The organism is Pseudoalteromonas sp. PAB 2.2 (assembly GCF_001938575.1).
Taxonomy (GTDB): domain Bacteria; phylum Pseudomonadota; class Gammaproteobacteria; order Enterobacterales; family Alteromonadaceae; genus Pseudoalteromonas; species Pseudoalteromonas lipolytica.
Genome location: NZ_LYPI01000014.1, coordinates 112509 through 126075 on the forward strand (window position 1 = coordinate 112509; position 13567 = coordinate 126075).

The window sequence follows — 13567 nt, forward strand, 5'->3', positions numbered from 1 at the left end:
ATTTAAGCTAATCGCCTCGCATGTGTTGTGTCAGCCTCCAGAAAAAAGGATAATGACGTTGTTTTTATTCTCGTGAGGCACGCATGACAGAGTATGTCTTGTTACTGATTGGTACCGTACTAGTCAACAACTTCGTTTTAGTTCAGTTTTTAGGTTTATGCCCGTTTATGGGTGTATCAGGTAAACTCGACACTGCTATTGGTATGTCTTTAGCGACAACCTTTGTGCTAACACTCGCCTCTGTTACCAGCTATCTGGTGAATCACTATATTTTGATTCCACTCGATATCGCATTTTTACGCACCATGAGCTTTATTTTGGTGATTGCTGTCGTTGTGCAATTTACTGAGATGGTTGTTAGAAAAACCAGTCCAACTTTGTATCGTTTGCTCGGTATATTCTTGCCCCTGATCACAACAAACTGTGCAGTGTTAGGTGTTGCCCTTCTTAATATCAAAGAAGACCATTCATTCTTACAATCAGCCGTGTATGGTTTTGGCGCAGCAGTTGGTTTTTCAATGGTGTTAATTCTTTTTGCCGCATTACGCGAACGTTTAGCTGTTGCAGACGTTCCTTCACCATTTAAAGGTGCATCGATTGCGATGATCACCGCAGGCCTGATGTCGATGGCCTTTATGGGTTTTACAGGATTAGTGAAGTTTTAATATGACCTTGTTTTATGCCTTAATTGCGCTAGGTTCATTAGCGCTAATATTTGGTTTGATTTTAGGATTTGCTGCCGTACGTTTTCGGGTAGAAAGCAACCCTATCGTTGATCAAATTGACACCATATTGCCACAAACTCAATGTGGACAATGTGGCTACCCTGGTTGTCGCCCTTACGCAGAGGCGATAGCGAATGGTGACGAAATAAATAAATGCCCGCCGGGCGGCGAAGCCACTGTAAAAAAACTGGCAGATTTAATGGGGGTTGAAGCAAAACCTCTTGCTGGCGGCGAACAAGCAGAGCCAGTAAAAACCGTTGCATACATTCGAGAAGACGAATGTATTGGCTGTACTAAATGTATCCAAGCCTGCCCTGTTGATGCCATTGTTGGTGCGACCCGTCAAATGCATACCGTACTCATTGACGAATGCACTGGCTGTGATTTATGTGTTGAACCTTGCCCAGTTGACTGTATTGATATGCTGCCTGTAAAAGAAACCAAACAAACTTGGAAATGGCAATTAAATGCAATCCCTGTGACTCAGGTAGATTAGGAGCGCAGATGGAAACGTTAATAGAACAAATCAAACAAGGTAAAGTCTGGCCATTCGCTGGGGGGATTCATCCACCTGGACAAAAGCAACAATCAACATCACGTGCAATTGAGCGACTAGAGCTGCCAGATAAATTAGTTGTGTCACTAAAACAACATATTGGTGCCAACGGCAAATTAATCGTAGAAAAAGGCCAATCAGTTCTTAAAGGTCAAGCGTTAACGAAACCTAGCGGTAACTGGTCAGTACCTGTACATGCGCCTACTTCTGGTGTGATCACTGATATCAGCCCGATGCCATCTGCGCATCCATCAGCGTTGCCTGAGCTCAGCGTCATTATTGAACCAGATGGCAAAGATACATGGTGTGAACTAAACCCTGTTGATGACCCTAAAGCACTCTCACATGATGAGCTAGTCGATATTATTCATCAATCAGGTATTGCAGGGATGGGGGGAGCTGGTTTTCCCACTTACGTAAAAGCAGATACGCGAAAAAGCATTGAATTTTTAATTGTAAATGCCGTTGAGTGTGAGCCATACATCACTGCAGACGACATGTTAATGCGTGAACATGCACACGGAATTATCGCCGGTATTGAGTTAATGCAGCACTTGCTCAACCCAACACTGACAATCATAGGTATTGAAGATAATAAGCCAGAAGCTATTGCAGCAATGCAACAAGCAGCAAAACATAATGAGTCTATCATTGTTCAAACTGTCCCTACTGTTTATCCTTCTGGCGGTGAAAAACAATTGATAAAATTGCTAACAGGCAAAGAAGTACCTAGCGGCAATATTCCTGCTGACATTGGTATGTTAGTGCACAATGTAGGCACCCTGTTTGCAATTAACCAAGCGGTTTATGAAGGCAAGCCATTAATTGAACGCGTGGTCACAGTGACTGGCAATACAATCCATAAACAAGGAAATGTATGGGCGTTACTTGGCACTGAAATAAAACACTTACTAGATTGCCAAGGCTTTTCACCGGTGCCACAACAACGAGTTGTCATGGGCGGCCCTATGATGGGCTTTACCTTACCAACGGTAAGAATCGGCATTGTAAAAACCACAAACTGTATTTTAGCCCCTGATCATCAAGAGCTGGCTGAACCAGGAGACGAAAAAGCCTGTATTCGTTGTAGTGCCTGTGCTGATGCCTGCCCTGCTTCGCTATTACCCCAACAGCTGCAGTGGTTTGCTAAATCAAAAGAATACGACAAGTTAAATGAGCATAACCTATTCGATTGCATCGAATGTGGAGCCTGCGCCTATGTCTGCCCAAGTGAAATTCCACTTGTGCAATACTACCGAGTTGCTAAAGCCGAAATCAAAGAGCAACAAGCAGAACAAATAAAAGCTGAGCGCGCCAGAGAGCGCTTTGAAGCACGCAAAGAGCGTTTAGAGCGCGAGCAAGAAGAGCGACAAAACCGTCATAAACGCAAGCCCGCGACGAAGTCGAGCGATGAAAAACAAAAAGTGGCTGATGCCCTCGCCCGTGTTAAACCAAAATCTGACGATAAAGACAGTAAATCAGCTGTTGCAGCCGCTATTGCCCGTGCCAAAGCGAAAAAACAAGGCGCAGAACTGGAACCAGATAATTCTGAAGTAGCTAAAGAACGTGCTGCACGTAAAGAGCAAGCGCGTAAGTACAAAGAGCAAAAAGCGCTAGAGCAAAGTGAAGAAATCGTCGATAAAGACGATAAGAAGTCAGCTGTTGCAGCGGCTATTGCCCGTGCTAAAGCGAAAAAAGCAGCACAAGCCACAGAAGCTGATAACGCAACCAATGCAGAGCCTGCAGCCGTTGACGATAAAAAAGCGGCCGTAGCAGCGGCGATTGCCCGTGCTAAAGCGAAAAAAGCAGCGCAAGCCACTGAAGCTGATAACGCAACCGATGCAGAGCCTGCAGCCGTTGACGACAAAAAAGCGGCCGTAGCGGCGGCGATTGCCCGTGCTAAAGCGAAAAAAGCAGCGCAAGCCACTGAAGCTGAGAACGCAACCGATGCAGAGCCTGCAGCCGTTGATGATAAGAAAGCGGCTGTAGCGGCGGCTATTGCCCGTGCTAAAGCAAAAAAAGTAGCGAGAGAGCACGCTGAAACTGAGAACGCAACCGATGCAGAGCCTGCAGCCGTTGATGATAAAAAAGCTGCTGTTGCAGCGGCGATTGCCCGTGCTAAAGCAAAAAAAGCGGCACAAGCCACTGAAGCTGATAACGCAACCGATGCAGAGTCTGCAGCCGTTGACGATAAAAAAGCGGCTGTTGCAGCGGCGATTGCCCGTGCTAAAGCGAAAAAAGCAGCGCAAGCCACAGAAGCTGAGAACGCAACCGATGCAGAGCCTGCAGCCGTTGATGATAAGAAAGCGGCCGTAGCAGCGGCAGTTGCCCGTGCAAAAGCGAAAAAAGCAGCGAAAGAGCACGCTGAGCAACAAGCAAAAAACGAAAGCGAAAGCGCAGACACCCACGGAACTGACGCTCACTCTGATGATTCAAGTACAGATGAATCTGAAGCACAGCAAATAGATAACACGCCTGAATCAAGCGAAGACAAAAAGAAAGCGGCGATTGCACGTGCAATTGCTCGCGCTAAAGCTAAAAAGTTACAACAAGAAGGAACCGATAAGTCATGAAACTAACCATGGCCAGTTCGCCGCATAATCATAGTACCAAATCATTAAGCCGCTTAATGATCACCGTGATTGCTGCGTGTATTCCAGGTTTAATAGCCCAAGTTTACTTTTTTGGCACTGCGGTATTAATTCAGCTTGTGCTCGCGTTACTGACTGTCAGTGCCTGTGAAGCGGCTGTTCTGTTACTTCGTAAACGCAAAGTATGGCCAACATTAAGTGATGGTAGTGCTTGGCTTACAGCTGTGCTATTGGCGCTTAGTATCCCACCTCTTGCCCCATGGTGGATTATCGTAATTGGTTGCCTATTTGCTATTGTCATTGTTAAACAACTTTATGGCGGGCTTGGTTTTAACTTGTTTAACCCTGCAATGGCGGCATATGTATTATTGCTTGTGTCATTTCCTGTGCAAATGACAAGCTGGCTGCCAGTAAACGAACTGCTCGCAAACCCAATTAGCTTTACACAACAACTATCCGTTATTTTTAACGGCTTTACCTCTGCTGGATTTAGTGTTGATCAGCTGCGTGTTGCAATTGATGGCACAACAATGGCAACCCCTTTAGATACGGTTAAAACCGATGTGGCTCACCACCTAACAGTGTCAGAAAGTATGAGCAAACCACTGTTTAATGATTGGTTTGGACTTGGCTGGGGCTGGGTAAACTTTGGTTTCTTATTAGGTGGTTTATACTTATTAAAAGCAAAGATAATAAACTGGCATATTCCTGTCGGCTTTTTAGCATCTCTTATACTGTGCAGTGGTATTGGTTATATTGCAGCGCCAGGCACAGAGCCAGGCGTGGTATTTCATCTATTCAGTGGTGCAACCATGTTAGGCGCATTTTTTATCGCGACTGATCCTGTTTCGGCATCAACCACCAATAAGGGCCGCTTAATTTACGGTGCCTTAATTGGTTTACTTGTTTACTTAATTCGTACCTTTGGTGGTTATCCAGACGCGGTGGCATTTAGTGTTTTGTTATTAAATATGGCTGTGCCGTTAATTGATTACTATACACAACCACGTACTTACGGCCATGGAGTGAAATAATGATCCTTTCCTCAATGACTAAAAATGGTGGCATTCTTACTGTTTTTGCACTGCTTACCACAGGGGCTGTTGCACTGACACATAGCCTGACGGCTGAGCGTATAAGCGAGCAAGAAAAAAAGCAACTTGCAGAGCAATTACAGCAAGTGCTTGATGCCCATCACTATGACAATCAACTATATAAAGATTGTGTGATCATTACAGATGAACGTTTAGGACCTCGTCCTGATCAGGTTATTTACCGTGCTTACAAAAATAACGAACCCTATGCTTTAGTCATGCGCCATGTCACACCTAGTGGCTACAGCGGCGATATCAACTTACTAACAGCCGTATTTGCTAATGGCGATATTGCTGGCGTGCGTGTCACAAAGCATGAAGAAACGCCCGGTCTCGGCGATAAAGTCGAAATAAAAAAATCGGATTGGATCACCCTCTTTAAAGGCCAAAATGTGCTAGGTGACGATGACACACGTTGGGCCGTTAAAAAAGATGGCGGTCAGTTTGATCAGTTTACTGGGGCAACAATTACCCCTCGAGCGGTCGTTGGCTCAGTCAAAAATGCGGTGCTGTTCGCAAAAGCTGAGTTTGATAACCTATTTGCTGCGCCAAATTCATGCCAAGGAGCACAGTAATGAGCGAAATCAAAACCTTATTTAAAGAGGGTATGTGGGCAAACAACCCCGCCCTCGTGCAATTACTGGGCTTGTGTCCTCTGCTGGCCGTAACATCAACCATTACAAATGCGTTAGGGCTTGGTTTAGCAACCTTACTGGTATTGGTTGGTTCAAACATCACTGTCTCGATTGTGCGTAACTGGGTGCCGAAAGATATACGTATTCCCGTTTTCGTGATGATCATTGCAGGGTTTGTTACCATCGTTCAGCTGCTTATGAACGCCTACACATTTGGTCTGTATCAATCATTAGGTATTTTTATTCCACTGATTGTAACCAACTGCGCAATTATTGGCCGAGCAGAGGCATTTGCCTCTAAAAATACCGTGCCTCTTTCTGCATTCGATGGCTTAATGATGGGACTTGGCTTTATGTTGGTGCTTGTTGTGCTTGGCGCTATTCGAGAATTAATAGGCCAAGGCACACTGTTTGATGGTGCCGACTTATTACTTGGACCATGGGCAGAAGTACTGCGCATTGAAGTCTTTAGCTTTGACAATCAGTTCTTATTAGCAATTTTACCTCCTGGCGCTTTTTTAGGGCTTGGATTATTGATTGCGGCAAAGAATGTGATTGATACACAAATAAAATCTAAGCAAGTTGTTACTCCAGAAGTAGAAAAAGGCCCTCGAGCCCGAGTAACGAGTTTAACTTAAAGGAGAGCACGCACCGTCACTGCGTGCTTAACACTCACCATGAATAAAGAAAAACGCTACGAGATCCTGTCTCGCCTCCGCGCAGAAAACCCTCACCCAGAAACTGAGCTTGAATACTCAAGCCCTTTCGAGTTGTTGGTTGCGGTTACCCTATCAGCTCAAGCAACGGATGTTGGTGTAAATAAAGCGACCCGTAAGCTTTTTCCTGTCGCAAACACGCCCCAAGCTATTCTTGATTTAGGTCTTGAAGGCCTGCGTGATTACATAAAAACAATTGGTTTGTTTAATTCTAAAGCCAATAATGTTTATAAAATGTGTGAAATTCTGGTCAATAAACACAACGCTGAAGTACCAGAAAACCGCGAAGCCCTTGAAGCCCTACCGGGCGTGGGTAGAAAAACGGCTAACGTTGTTTTAAATACCGCTTTCGGCTGGCCTACCATTGCCGTAGACACGCATATTTTCCGTGTTTCTAACCGCACTAAGTTTGCCATGGGTAAAGACGTGGTTGCAGTTGAGCAAAAACTAGAAAAAGTCGTACCTAAAGAATTTAAGGTCGATGTACACCACTGGTTAATACTTCATGGGCGCTACGTGTGTACTGCACGTAAACCTAAATGCGGCAGCTGTATTATCGAAGACTTGTGTGAGTTTAAAGAAAAAACAGACTAGACTAAGGTCTGTTAAGAGCGAATTGCAGCCGTTCATAAATCATAGACTTCTCAAAATTTTGAAAATATTACCATTTATGTCTTAATATATACCCACCAAAATATTCACTACTAATAGAATCCTAACCCTATATGAAACCTACTATTTGGATAAATCTAGGCATTATCACAATTTATGGTACGAGCTTAGATGCGGCTCCACATAGTCACAACTCTATACAAATAATTTGGGGTAAAGGCCCAAATTGTAAACTAAACGGGATAAATACTACTGGTGCTACAATCATTGATTCGAAATTTGAACACCAGTTAGAGATGCTTGAAGGTTGGGTTTTACTTATTGAGCCGAAAAGCAAACTGGGCATAGAGTTATCCGCCAAACTTGCAGGAGAATCTTTTAAGTCGTTTAAGCTCCCTAATTATACAGCTAATGAAGCCCCAAATTTAACTGAAAGCCCAATACCTTACTTAGCGCCACTATTTGACAATTTGCACCTATCTAAGCACTTTCTATTAGCAAACGAAAGTAGTGTAGAAGATAAACGAGTTCAAAAATTGTTAACGGAATTAAATCACTGTTTGCATGGAGTATGCATCAAACCTACAAGTTGGAAAGCATCTGAGGTTGCGAGTAAGCTCGCTTTGTCTGAAAGTCGCTTCCTTCACTTATTTAGTGAAGAAATGGGGATAGCATGGCGGCCTTATTTATTATGGCGAAGAATGATGTGTGCAATTCAGGCATTAGCAAATAATCGTTCAGCTACAGATGCAGCACACTTAGCTGGTTTCTCAGATAGTGCGCATTTAAGCAGGACTTTCAAAAGTAACTTTGGAATGTCGATAAGGCAAGCATTAAAAATATTTGGTAAATAGCCAGTTTATTCAAGTTTCTCTTGTGACTACTAGGTAAGCTGTGTCCATATTCGATTATCAGGACGCAGTTATGAAACAGAAACTATTTAATATTGCTTTATTTGCTATATCGCTTTCCACAATACTTGCAACTTTCATTCATGGAAGTCTTGCTGATATATCTATTTTTCACGGAATGATTCTTCACCCAATATTTTTACTCACGGGGCTTTCTTTATTTGCTTACGCAAAACAAATGGGTTCGAAAAGTTAGCAGGTTTATTCAATTTTTCTAGTGACCAATCGTTAAAATTTAAGTAAACCTAAAGAATAGGCCAAACCATGAATAACATAGCAAATGAATTACTAATTGAAACACCTATGTTGGACTTTAATCATCCCAAAATTCAATCATTGATTGAACAACGGAAGTGGAGAGATATAGAGCCTTTTTATGCTATTGGACAAATATATCACTTTGTACAAGATGAGATACTATTTGGCTATAACGCTGACGATAGGCTATCAGCCAGTCAGGTATTAAGTGATGGTTACGGGCAGTGTAATACAAAAGGTACTTTGATCATTGCTTTATTACGTGCTGTTGGGATACCTACAAGGCTTCATGGCTTTACAATTTTTAATGGATTGCAGAGAGGTGCTATTCCAAATTATTTATTTTTCTTTGCACCAGAACGAATCATTCATAGCTGGGTGGAAGTTTATCATGAAGGTCGGTGGATTAACTTAGAGGGGTATATAATTGATAAGTCATACTTAAAGCAGGTTCAAAACAATTTTGCAGCACAATGCTCTCAGTTTTCAGGCTTTGGTATTGCGACCAAATGTTTGACCGAGCCGAATATTGACTGGAATGGACAAGATACATATATCCAAAGTGAAGGTATAGCTGATGACTTCGGCGTATATTCACAGCCAGATGAGTTCTATAAACAGTATGGTAGTAACCTTTTTGGGGTTAAGAAAATACTCTTTAGATATCTCCTTCGCCACCTAATGAATTTTAATGTTAATCGTATTCGTACTAATGGAATTAAATGAGCGTCTGTTTATGACACAAAACAGTCCATCAAGTAAATGTGCTATATCTACATTCCTTATACTTAGGCTGGCCTACCATTGCCGTAGACACGCATATTTTCCGTGTTTCTAACCGCACTAAGTTTGCCATGGGTAAAGACGTCGTTGCAGTTGAGCAAAAACTAGAAAAAGTCGTACCTAAAGAATTTAAAGTCGATGTACACCACTGGTTAATACTTCATGGGCGCTACGTGTGTACTGCACGTAAACCAAAATGCGGCAGCTGTATTATCGAAGACTTATGTGAGTTTAAGGATAAAACAGAGTAATAAAGTTTGCTTTGCTAACTTAAAAAGTGGTCGCGGATAATGTCGCTAATGTGTCAATATAATCGCTAATTTGTGAGAATCTATCAGTATTGCAAACTCACCACTGCTATTTTCCATCCTGAGTTCATTCGCTAATTGTGCCAAACACAGGCTTTGACACAATTAGCTAGGCCTATTATTAAGGGTTTTGGCTCAACTGTTTTTTAATAAAGTCTCGCGTATCTTTTAAAAGCGACACTCTTGCTGGTTCGTGAACATACATCATGTGACCACCGTGATAATAGTAGTAATCAATCTTATCAGCGTATATACCGTGTCTGTTTAAGGTGTATTCAGCATCAAAAAATGGTGTGACCATATCGTAATACCCAGAGGCAACCATAACTTTCATCTGTGGATTACTGCGAAGGGCATACGATAAATCTGGCGCAGTATTCACGTATTTTGGCTCCCAGCTTTGTCCATCAGGAGCCGTACGCCAGCGCCAATTATCAGATAATTCAGGGTCAGATGGATTTAAGTATTTTCTTTTCCACTGTACGTTTAAATCCGTGTGCATATATTTCATGAGTGCTGCTTTGTAGGCCGGTGCTATGGCTTTCGACGCATCTTGCGTAGGATCAGCGGATAGATCATCTCTTTCATCAAGCTTATAACGTCCATCGAGCAACCCAACGGCGACGCCCTCGTCACGCAACAACTCTTTAGCAAATCTAAACGCGTTGATACGCAAATCAGTCCGCTCTATGTATTGTTTGCTAAGGCCTGTATAACGTTGTAATCCCTCAACAATTCGCGCTCTTTCAGCTGTGCTAAGGGTATTACCTTTAAATAATGCGGGCAGCAATTCAGCAACGGCAAATTGTCGACTCGCATCAATAAACGCTTCAAAACTTCCTGATGTATCAACTTTTTTATGGTACCAAGCTGTCGCAGCTAATGTTGGTATGTAAGTAATGTAAGATATAATATTGTCGTTTACATAAGGGCTTGAGCCTTGGTAATCCAAAGCTTGGGACACAAAAATGATGCCATTTACATTAATAAGGTGTTTGTCCATGAGCACTTTAGAAACAGCTGCCGCTCGCGTCGTACCATAGCTTTCTCCTAATAAAAATATTGGCGCGTTCCAGCGATTTTCTTTCGTCAGCCACTGCGCAATAAAATCAGCAATAGCGGATGTGTCTTCATTCAACCCCCAAAAGGTTTTGCTTTCAGTTTCACCTAATGCGCGAGAGTACCCTGTGCCAACGGGATCAACAAACACCATATCAGTCACATCGAGAATCGTTTCTGGCGCATCTTTTAATTCATAAGGAGCAGCCCCTGGATGCGCTGCGTCGCTTGGCACAACAACGCGTTTAGGCCCGTAAGCGCCCATGTGTAACCAGTTAGAAGATGAACCAGGGCCACCATTCCATATAAACGTAACCGGTCTGTTTTCTTTGTCGTCTGCGACAATGTAATCAAATGAAAAGACAGAGGCGGTAGGTCCTTCGTCTTTGTTCAATAAATAAGTTTCACCGGCTACAACTTTGTATTTCAGTTTTTTGCCATTAAAGGTGCCTTTGTGCTGTGTAACAAATTGAGTGGCTTCTGGTATCAGTTTCTTACTGTTGTTTGAAGCTGATACTTCCTCTGCATATGCCACGTTTATACTCAACGCGCTTAATGTAAATATGACCACTGTTTTGAAATTTTTAAAATACGCCATTCTTTACTCTCTTGGTTGTTTACTTTTGTTTTTATCTGTATCGAGTGGGAGTGCTTTTGTCACTCGTTCTTTATCGCTGAGCATTTTCCAATTAGGCAGTCATCCTCCCACGAGTCAAACTTAGAAGCGTGTAAGCTCCCTCTGTTTACACTTGGCAATGATGTAAAAAGTTGCATTATCGTGTTGCTCACTCAGGGTAGCCTCTGTGGTGAATACCCTATGCCATCGGGTCCATTTCCTGTGGGCAGTTCAAATAACGTTTTGCCAGAGACTATATCAATTACAAGCACTTCATTTTCTGCTCCCTATTCTTAATAAGCTTAATTTTCGAATTAGGTATAATTAAGCCCCCTCTAAGGAAAATATATTTTTCTGCCTTCCTAACACAAGTGCGGCGATATAAGTTGTCTGCGTTTAGTTGTATATAATTACAGCAATCTCGCCAGAAAATAAAATATATGTGTTCAAACTCACTATTCTGTTTGCTAATACATAAAACACTTTCCTTGCTAAGGTATTACTAGTATCGAATGATTGTGAGTGATTCCAACTTGTACTCGAATTAAAAACATGAAATTGCACAAACTCTAATCTCAAAAGACTCGAAACTAATAGCACAATAATCAAAGTATTAATTTCACAAGCCACCATCCTTTCGTTATGCTGTTGAGTATTGTGAAAATTTTTATGAGAATTGCTATGTTACCTTTACTTCGTATCTTGTTAATTGAGCAAGACCCTGCCACTTTGCAAGAGCTGTCAACGAACCTTGCACGAACAATCCCTAATTTTGAGCGTAGTGATGTTGATATCGATATTATTGAGTGTAATGAGCTCAAGCAGGCATTAACATGTGTAGAAGAAGATGGTGATATTCAAGCTGTGGTACTCAGTTGGGATGTACTGAACAATAGCGAACGAACCTATAGTCGCTTTATAGAGCAGTTAAAAGGGATCCGTCTTGAGCTGCCAGTGTATGTTATTGGCGACGATACTAAAGGGTTAGAGATCGTTAACGAGTCAGAAGAAATTGAATCTTTCTTCTTTAAAGATGAAGTAATTTCGGACCCCGAAGCAATCTTAGGTTATATGATCAACGACTTTGATGACAGATCAGAAACCCCATTTTGGACAGCCTACCGTCGTTATGTCGGCGAAGCGAATGATTCATGGCACACACCCGGGCACAGCGGTGGTTCTAGCTTTAGAAATTCTCCCTACATCAAAGATTTTTATCAGTTTTATGGCCGTAATGTATTTGTTGGCGACCTGTCGGTTTCTGTTGATTCGCTTGGTTCATTGTCAGACAGCACCAATACCATTGGCCGCTCACAAGAGTCAGCTGCTGCGACATTTGAAGTTAAGCATACTTATTTTGTCACCAACGGTTCATCCACCTCGAATAAAATTATTTTGCAAACGTTGCTGCGTAAAGGCGATAAAGTGATCATCGATCGCAATTGTCATAAATCAGTACATTATGGCATTTTGCAATCAGCTAGTTTACCCATTTATTTGTCGAGTATTTTAAACCCTAAATATGGCATCTTCGCGCCCCCCTCATTAGCAGATATCAAGCAAGCGATTGAACAGAATACTGACGCAAAACTGCTTGTTCTCACCGGTTGTACCTACGATGGCCTTCTTAGTGACTTGAAACAAGTGGTTGAGTTTGCCCATCAACATGGGATTAAAGTGTTTATCGACGAAGCGTGGTTTGCGTACTCGCTTTTTCACCCAAGTTTACGCTACTACTCTGCCATTCATGCAGGCGCTGACTATGTAACCCACTCTGCACATAAAGTCGTGTCGGCGTTTTCTCAGGCGTCTTATATTCACGTAAACGATCCTGATTTCGACGCCGATTTCTTCCGCGAGATCTACAGTATTTACGCCAGTACATCACCTAAGTATCAACTTATTGCCTCGCTTGATGTGTGCCAAAAACAACTAGAGATGGAAGGCTATAAGCTACTGAATGCCTTGTTGAATCATGTCGCAGAGTTCAAGCAACAGATGGCGTCACTCAAGTATATAAAAGTACTTGGAAAAGAAGATTTTATGGAAATTTTCCCGCATTTTAGTGGCGATAACATGGGTCACGATCCACTAAAAATTCTTATTGATATTAGCGAATTGCCTTATTCATTAAAGGATATTCATAAATTCCTATTGGATGAAATTGGCCTAGAAATAGAAAAATACACGCACAGTACAATATTGGTTTTACTGACACTTGGCGGAACGCGTTCTAAGATCATTCGTCTTTACAATGCATTAAAGAAACTAGACAGCGGAAAAGTAAAACTGGCTACATCGATGAGACGTACACGCTTACCAGAGAACTTACCAGCCATAGACTTAGCATGTATTCCAAGCGATGCGTTTTACGGCGAACGCGAGTCTGTGCCTATTAGTAAGAGTAACAACCGCATTTGTGCCGGATTAGTGACTCCTTACCCGCCTGGTATTCCACTTTTAGTGCCAGGCCAGCATATCACTGATGAGCATATAGAATATCTAAAAGAATTAGCAGGACAAGGACTGACGATTCAAGGGAGTTTTGATGGCGAGATCTATGTTCTTAAAGGTAAGGTGAAAAAGTAAAAAAGGCTATTAATACCGTCAAGTACCTTATCACTATTCAGCAATGCCACACGGTATTGCTCAATAGTAGATTAAAAACAGCCCCACACACTACAAAATAAACGAAGCGAGAAT

12 protein-coding genes and 1 pseudogene are annotated in these 13567 nt (G+C 42.2%); 12 read left to right on the forward strand and 1 reads right to left on the reverse strand.

The features are described 5' to 3' along the window. Positions 1 to 83: 83 nt before the first annotated feature. From rsxA to BWD47_RS13700, 11 genes and pseudogenes are all read left to right on the forward strand, one after another. Positions 84 to 665: an electron transport complex subunit RsxA gene (rsxA, locus tag BWD47_RS13650; RefSeq protein ID WP_036969494.1), complete on the forward strand. Its 582-nt coding sequence runs from the start codon at positions 84 to 86 to the stop codon at positions 663 to 665. A 1-nt stretch (position 666) separates the two neighbouring features. Further along, positions 667 to 1221 carry an electron transport complex subunit RsxB gene (gene rsxB / locus BWD47_RS13655; RefSeq protein WP_036969496.1) on the forward strand — a complete coding sequence of 185 codons (555 nt, stop codon included), beginning with the start codon at positions 667 to 669 and terminating at the stop codon, positions 1219 to 1221. An 8-nt stretch (positions 1222 to 1229) separates the two neighbouring features. Continuing rightward, a complete protein-coding gene (gene rsxC / locus BWD47_RS13660; RefSeq protein ID WP_075594143.1) occupies positions 1230 to 3854 on the forward strand; it encodes an electron transport complex subunit RsxC in 2625 nt (874 codons plus the stop codon). Then, positions 3851 to 4906, forward strand: a complete 1056-nt coding sequence (rsxD, locus tag BWD47_RS13665; protein WP_036969501.1) for an electron transport complex subunit RsxD — start codon at positions 3851 to 3853, stop codon at positions 4904 to 4906. Before rsxC ends, rsxD begins: the two co-directional genes overlap by 4 nt. Further along, positions 4906 to 5541 carry an electron transport complex subunit RsxG gene (gene rsxG, locus BWD47_RS13670; protein ID WP_036969504.1) on the forward strand — a complete coding sequence of 212 codons (636 nt, stop codon included), beginning with the start codon at positions 4906 to 4908 and terminating at the stop codon, positions 5539 to 5541. The genes rsxD and rsxG overlap by 1 nt, the downstream gene beginning before the upstream one ends. After that, entirely contained in the window at positions 5541 to 6239 is a 699-nt protein-coding gene (locus BWD47_RS13675) for an electron transport complex subunit E (protein ID WP_036969507.1), read from the forward strand. The genes rsxG and BWD47_RS13675 overlap by 1 nt, the downstream gene beginning before the upstream one ends. A 39-nt stretch (positions 6240 to 6278) precedes the next feature. Next, positions 6279 to 6911 (forward strand): endonuclease III, encoded by a 633-nt coding sequence (nth, locus tag BWD47_RS13680; protein ID WP_065978838.1) that lies wholly within the window; start codon positions 6279 to 6281, stop codon positions 6909 to 6911. A 131-nt stretch (positions 6912 to 7042) separates the two neighbouring features. After that, entirely contained in the window at positions 7043 to 7783 is a 741-nt protein-coding gene (locus BWD47_RS13685; protein WP_075594144.1) for a helix-turn-helix transcriptional regulator, read from the forward strand. A gap of 70 nt (positions 7784 to 7853) precedes the next feature. Beyond that, positions 7854 to 8036 carry a hypothetical protein gene (locus BWD47_RS13690; protein ID WP_143474496.1) on the forward strand — a complete coding sequence of 61 codons (183 nt, stop codon included), beginning with the start codon at positions 7854 to 7856 and terminating at the stop codon, positions 8034 to 8036. Between the two features lie 68 nt (positions 8037 to 8104). Continuing rightward, positions 8105 to 8824 carry a transglutaminase family protein gene (locus BWD47_RS13695; RefSeq protein WP_075594146.1) on the forward strand — a complete coding sequence of 240 codons (720 nt, stop codon included), beginning with the start codon at positions 8105 to 8107 and terminating at the stop codon, positions 8822 to 8824. Between the two features lie 65 nt (positions 8825 to 8889). Beyond that, positions 8890 to 9132, forward strand: a pseudogene (locus BWD47_RS13700) (endonuclease III); the annotation flags it as partial. A 178-nt stretch (positions 9133 to 9310) separates the two neighbouring features. Here BWD47_RS13700 and BWD47_RS13705 read toward each other — a convergent pair. Then, positions 9311 to 10846 (reverse strand): S10 family peptidase, encoded by a 1536-nt coding sequence (locus tag BWD47_RS13705; protein ID WP_083633668.1) that lies wholly within the window; start codon positions 10844 to 10846, stop codon positions 9311 to 9313. A gap of 699 nt (positions 10847 to 11545) precedes the next feature. Here BWD47_RS13705 and BWD47_RS13710 point away from each other — a divergent pair. Then, positions 11546 to 13453 (forward strand): aminotransferase class I/II-fold pyridoxal phosphate-dependent enzyme, encoded by a 1908-nt coding sequence (locus BWD47_RS13710; RefSeq protein WP_065978844.1) that lies wholly within the window; start codon positions 11546 to 11548, stop codon positions 13451 to 13453. The last annotated feature ends 114 nt before the right edge of the window (positions 13454 to 13567 follow it).

Bases quoted from the DNA above. Each gene is read 5' to 3' on its own strand.
- rsxA (WP_036969494.1), top strand. From the start codon at position 84: ATGACAGAGTATGTCTTGTTACTGATTGGTACCGTACTAGTCAACAAC.
- rsxB (WP_036969496.1), top strand. From the start codon at position 667: ATGACCTTGTTTTATGCCTTAATTGCGCTAGGTTCATTAGCGCTAATA.
- rsxC (WP_075594143.1), top strand. From the start codon at position 1,230: ATGGAAACGTTAATAGAACAAATCAAACAAGGTAAAGTCTGGCCATTC.
- rsxD (WP_036969501.1), top strand. From the start codon at position 3,851: ATGAAACTAACCATGGCCAGTTCGCCGCATAATCATAGTACCAAATCA.
- rsxG (WP_036969504.1), top strand. From the start codon at position 4,906: ATGATCCTTTCCTCAATGACTAAAAATGGTGGCATTCTTACTGTTTTT.
- BWD47_RS13675 (WP_036969507.1), top strand. From the start codon at position 5,541: ATGAGCGAAATCAAAACCTTATTTAAAGAGGGTATGTGGGCAAACAAC.
- nth (WP_065978838.1), top strand. From the start codon at position 6,279: ATGAATAAAGAAAAACGCTACGAGATCCTGTCTCGCCTCCGCGCAGAA.
- BWD47_RS13685 (WP_075594144.1), top strand. From the start codon at position 7,043: ATGAAACCTACTATTTGGATAAATCTAGGCATTATCACAATTTATGGT.
- BWD47_RS13690 (WP_143474496.1), top strand. From the start codon at position 7,854: ATGAAACAGAAACTATTTAATATTGCTTTATTTGCTATATCGCTTTCC.
- BWD47_RS13695 (WP_075594146.1), top strand. From the start codon at position 8,105: ATGAATAACATAGCAAATGAATTACTAATTGAAACACCTATGTTGGAC.
- BWD47_RS13705 (WP_083633668.1), bottom strand. From the start codon at position 10,846: ATGGCGTATTTTAAAAATTTCAAAACAGTGGTCATATTTACATTAAGC.
- BWD47_RS13710 (WP_065978844.1), top strand. From the start codon at position 11,546: ATGTTACCTTTACTTCGTATCTTGTTAATTGAGCAAGACCCTGCCACT.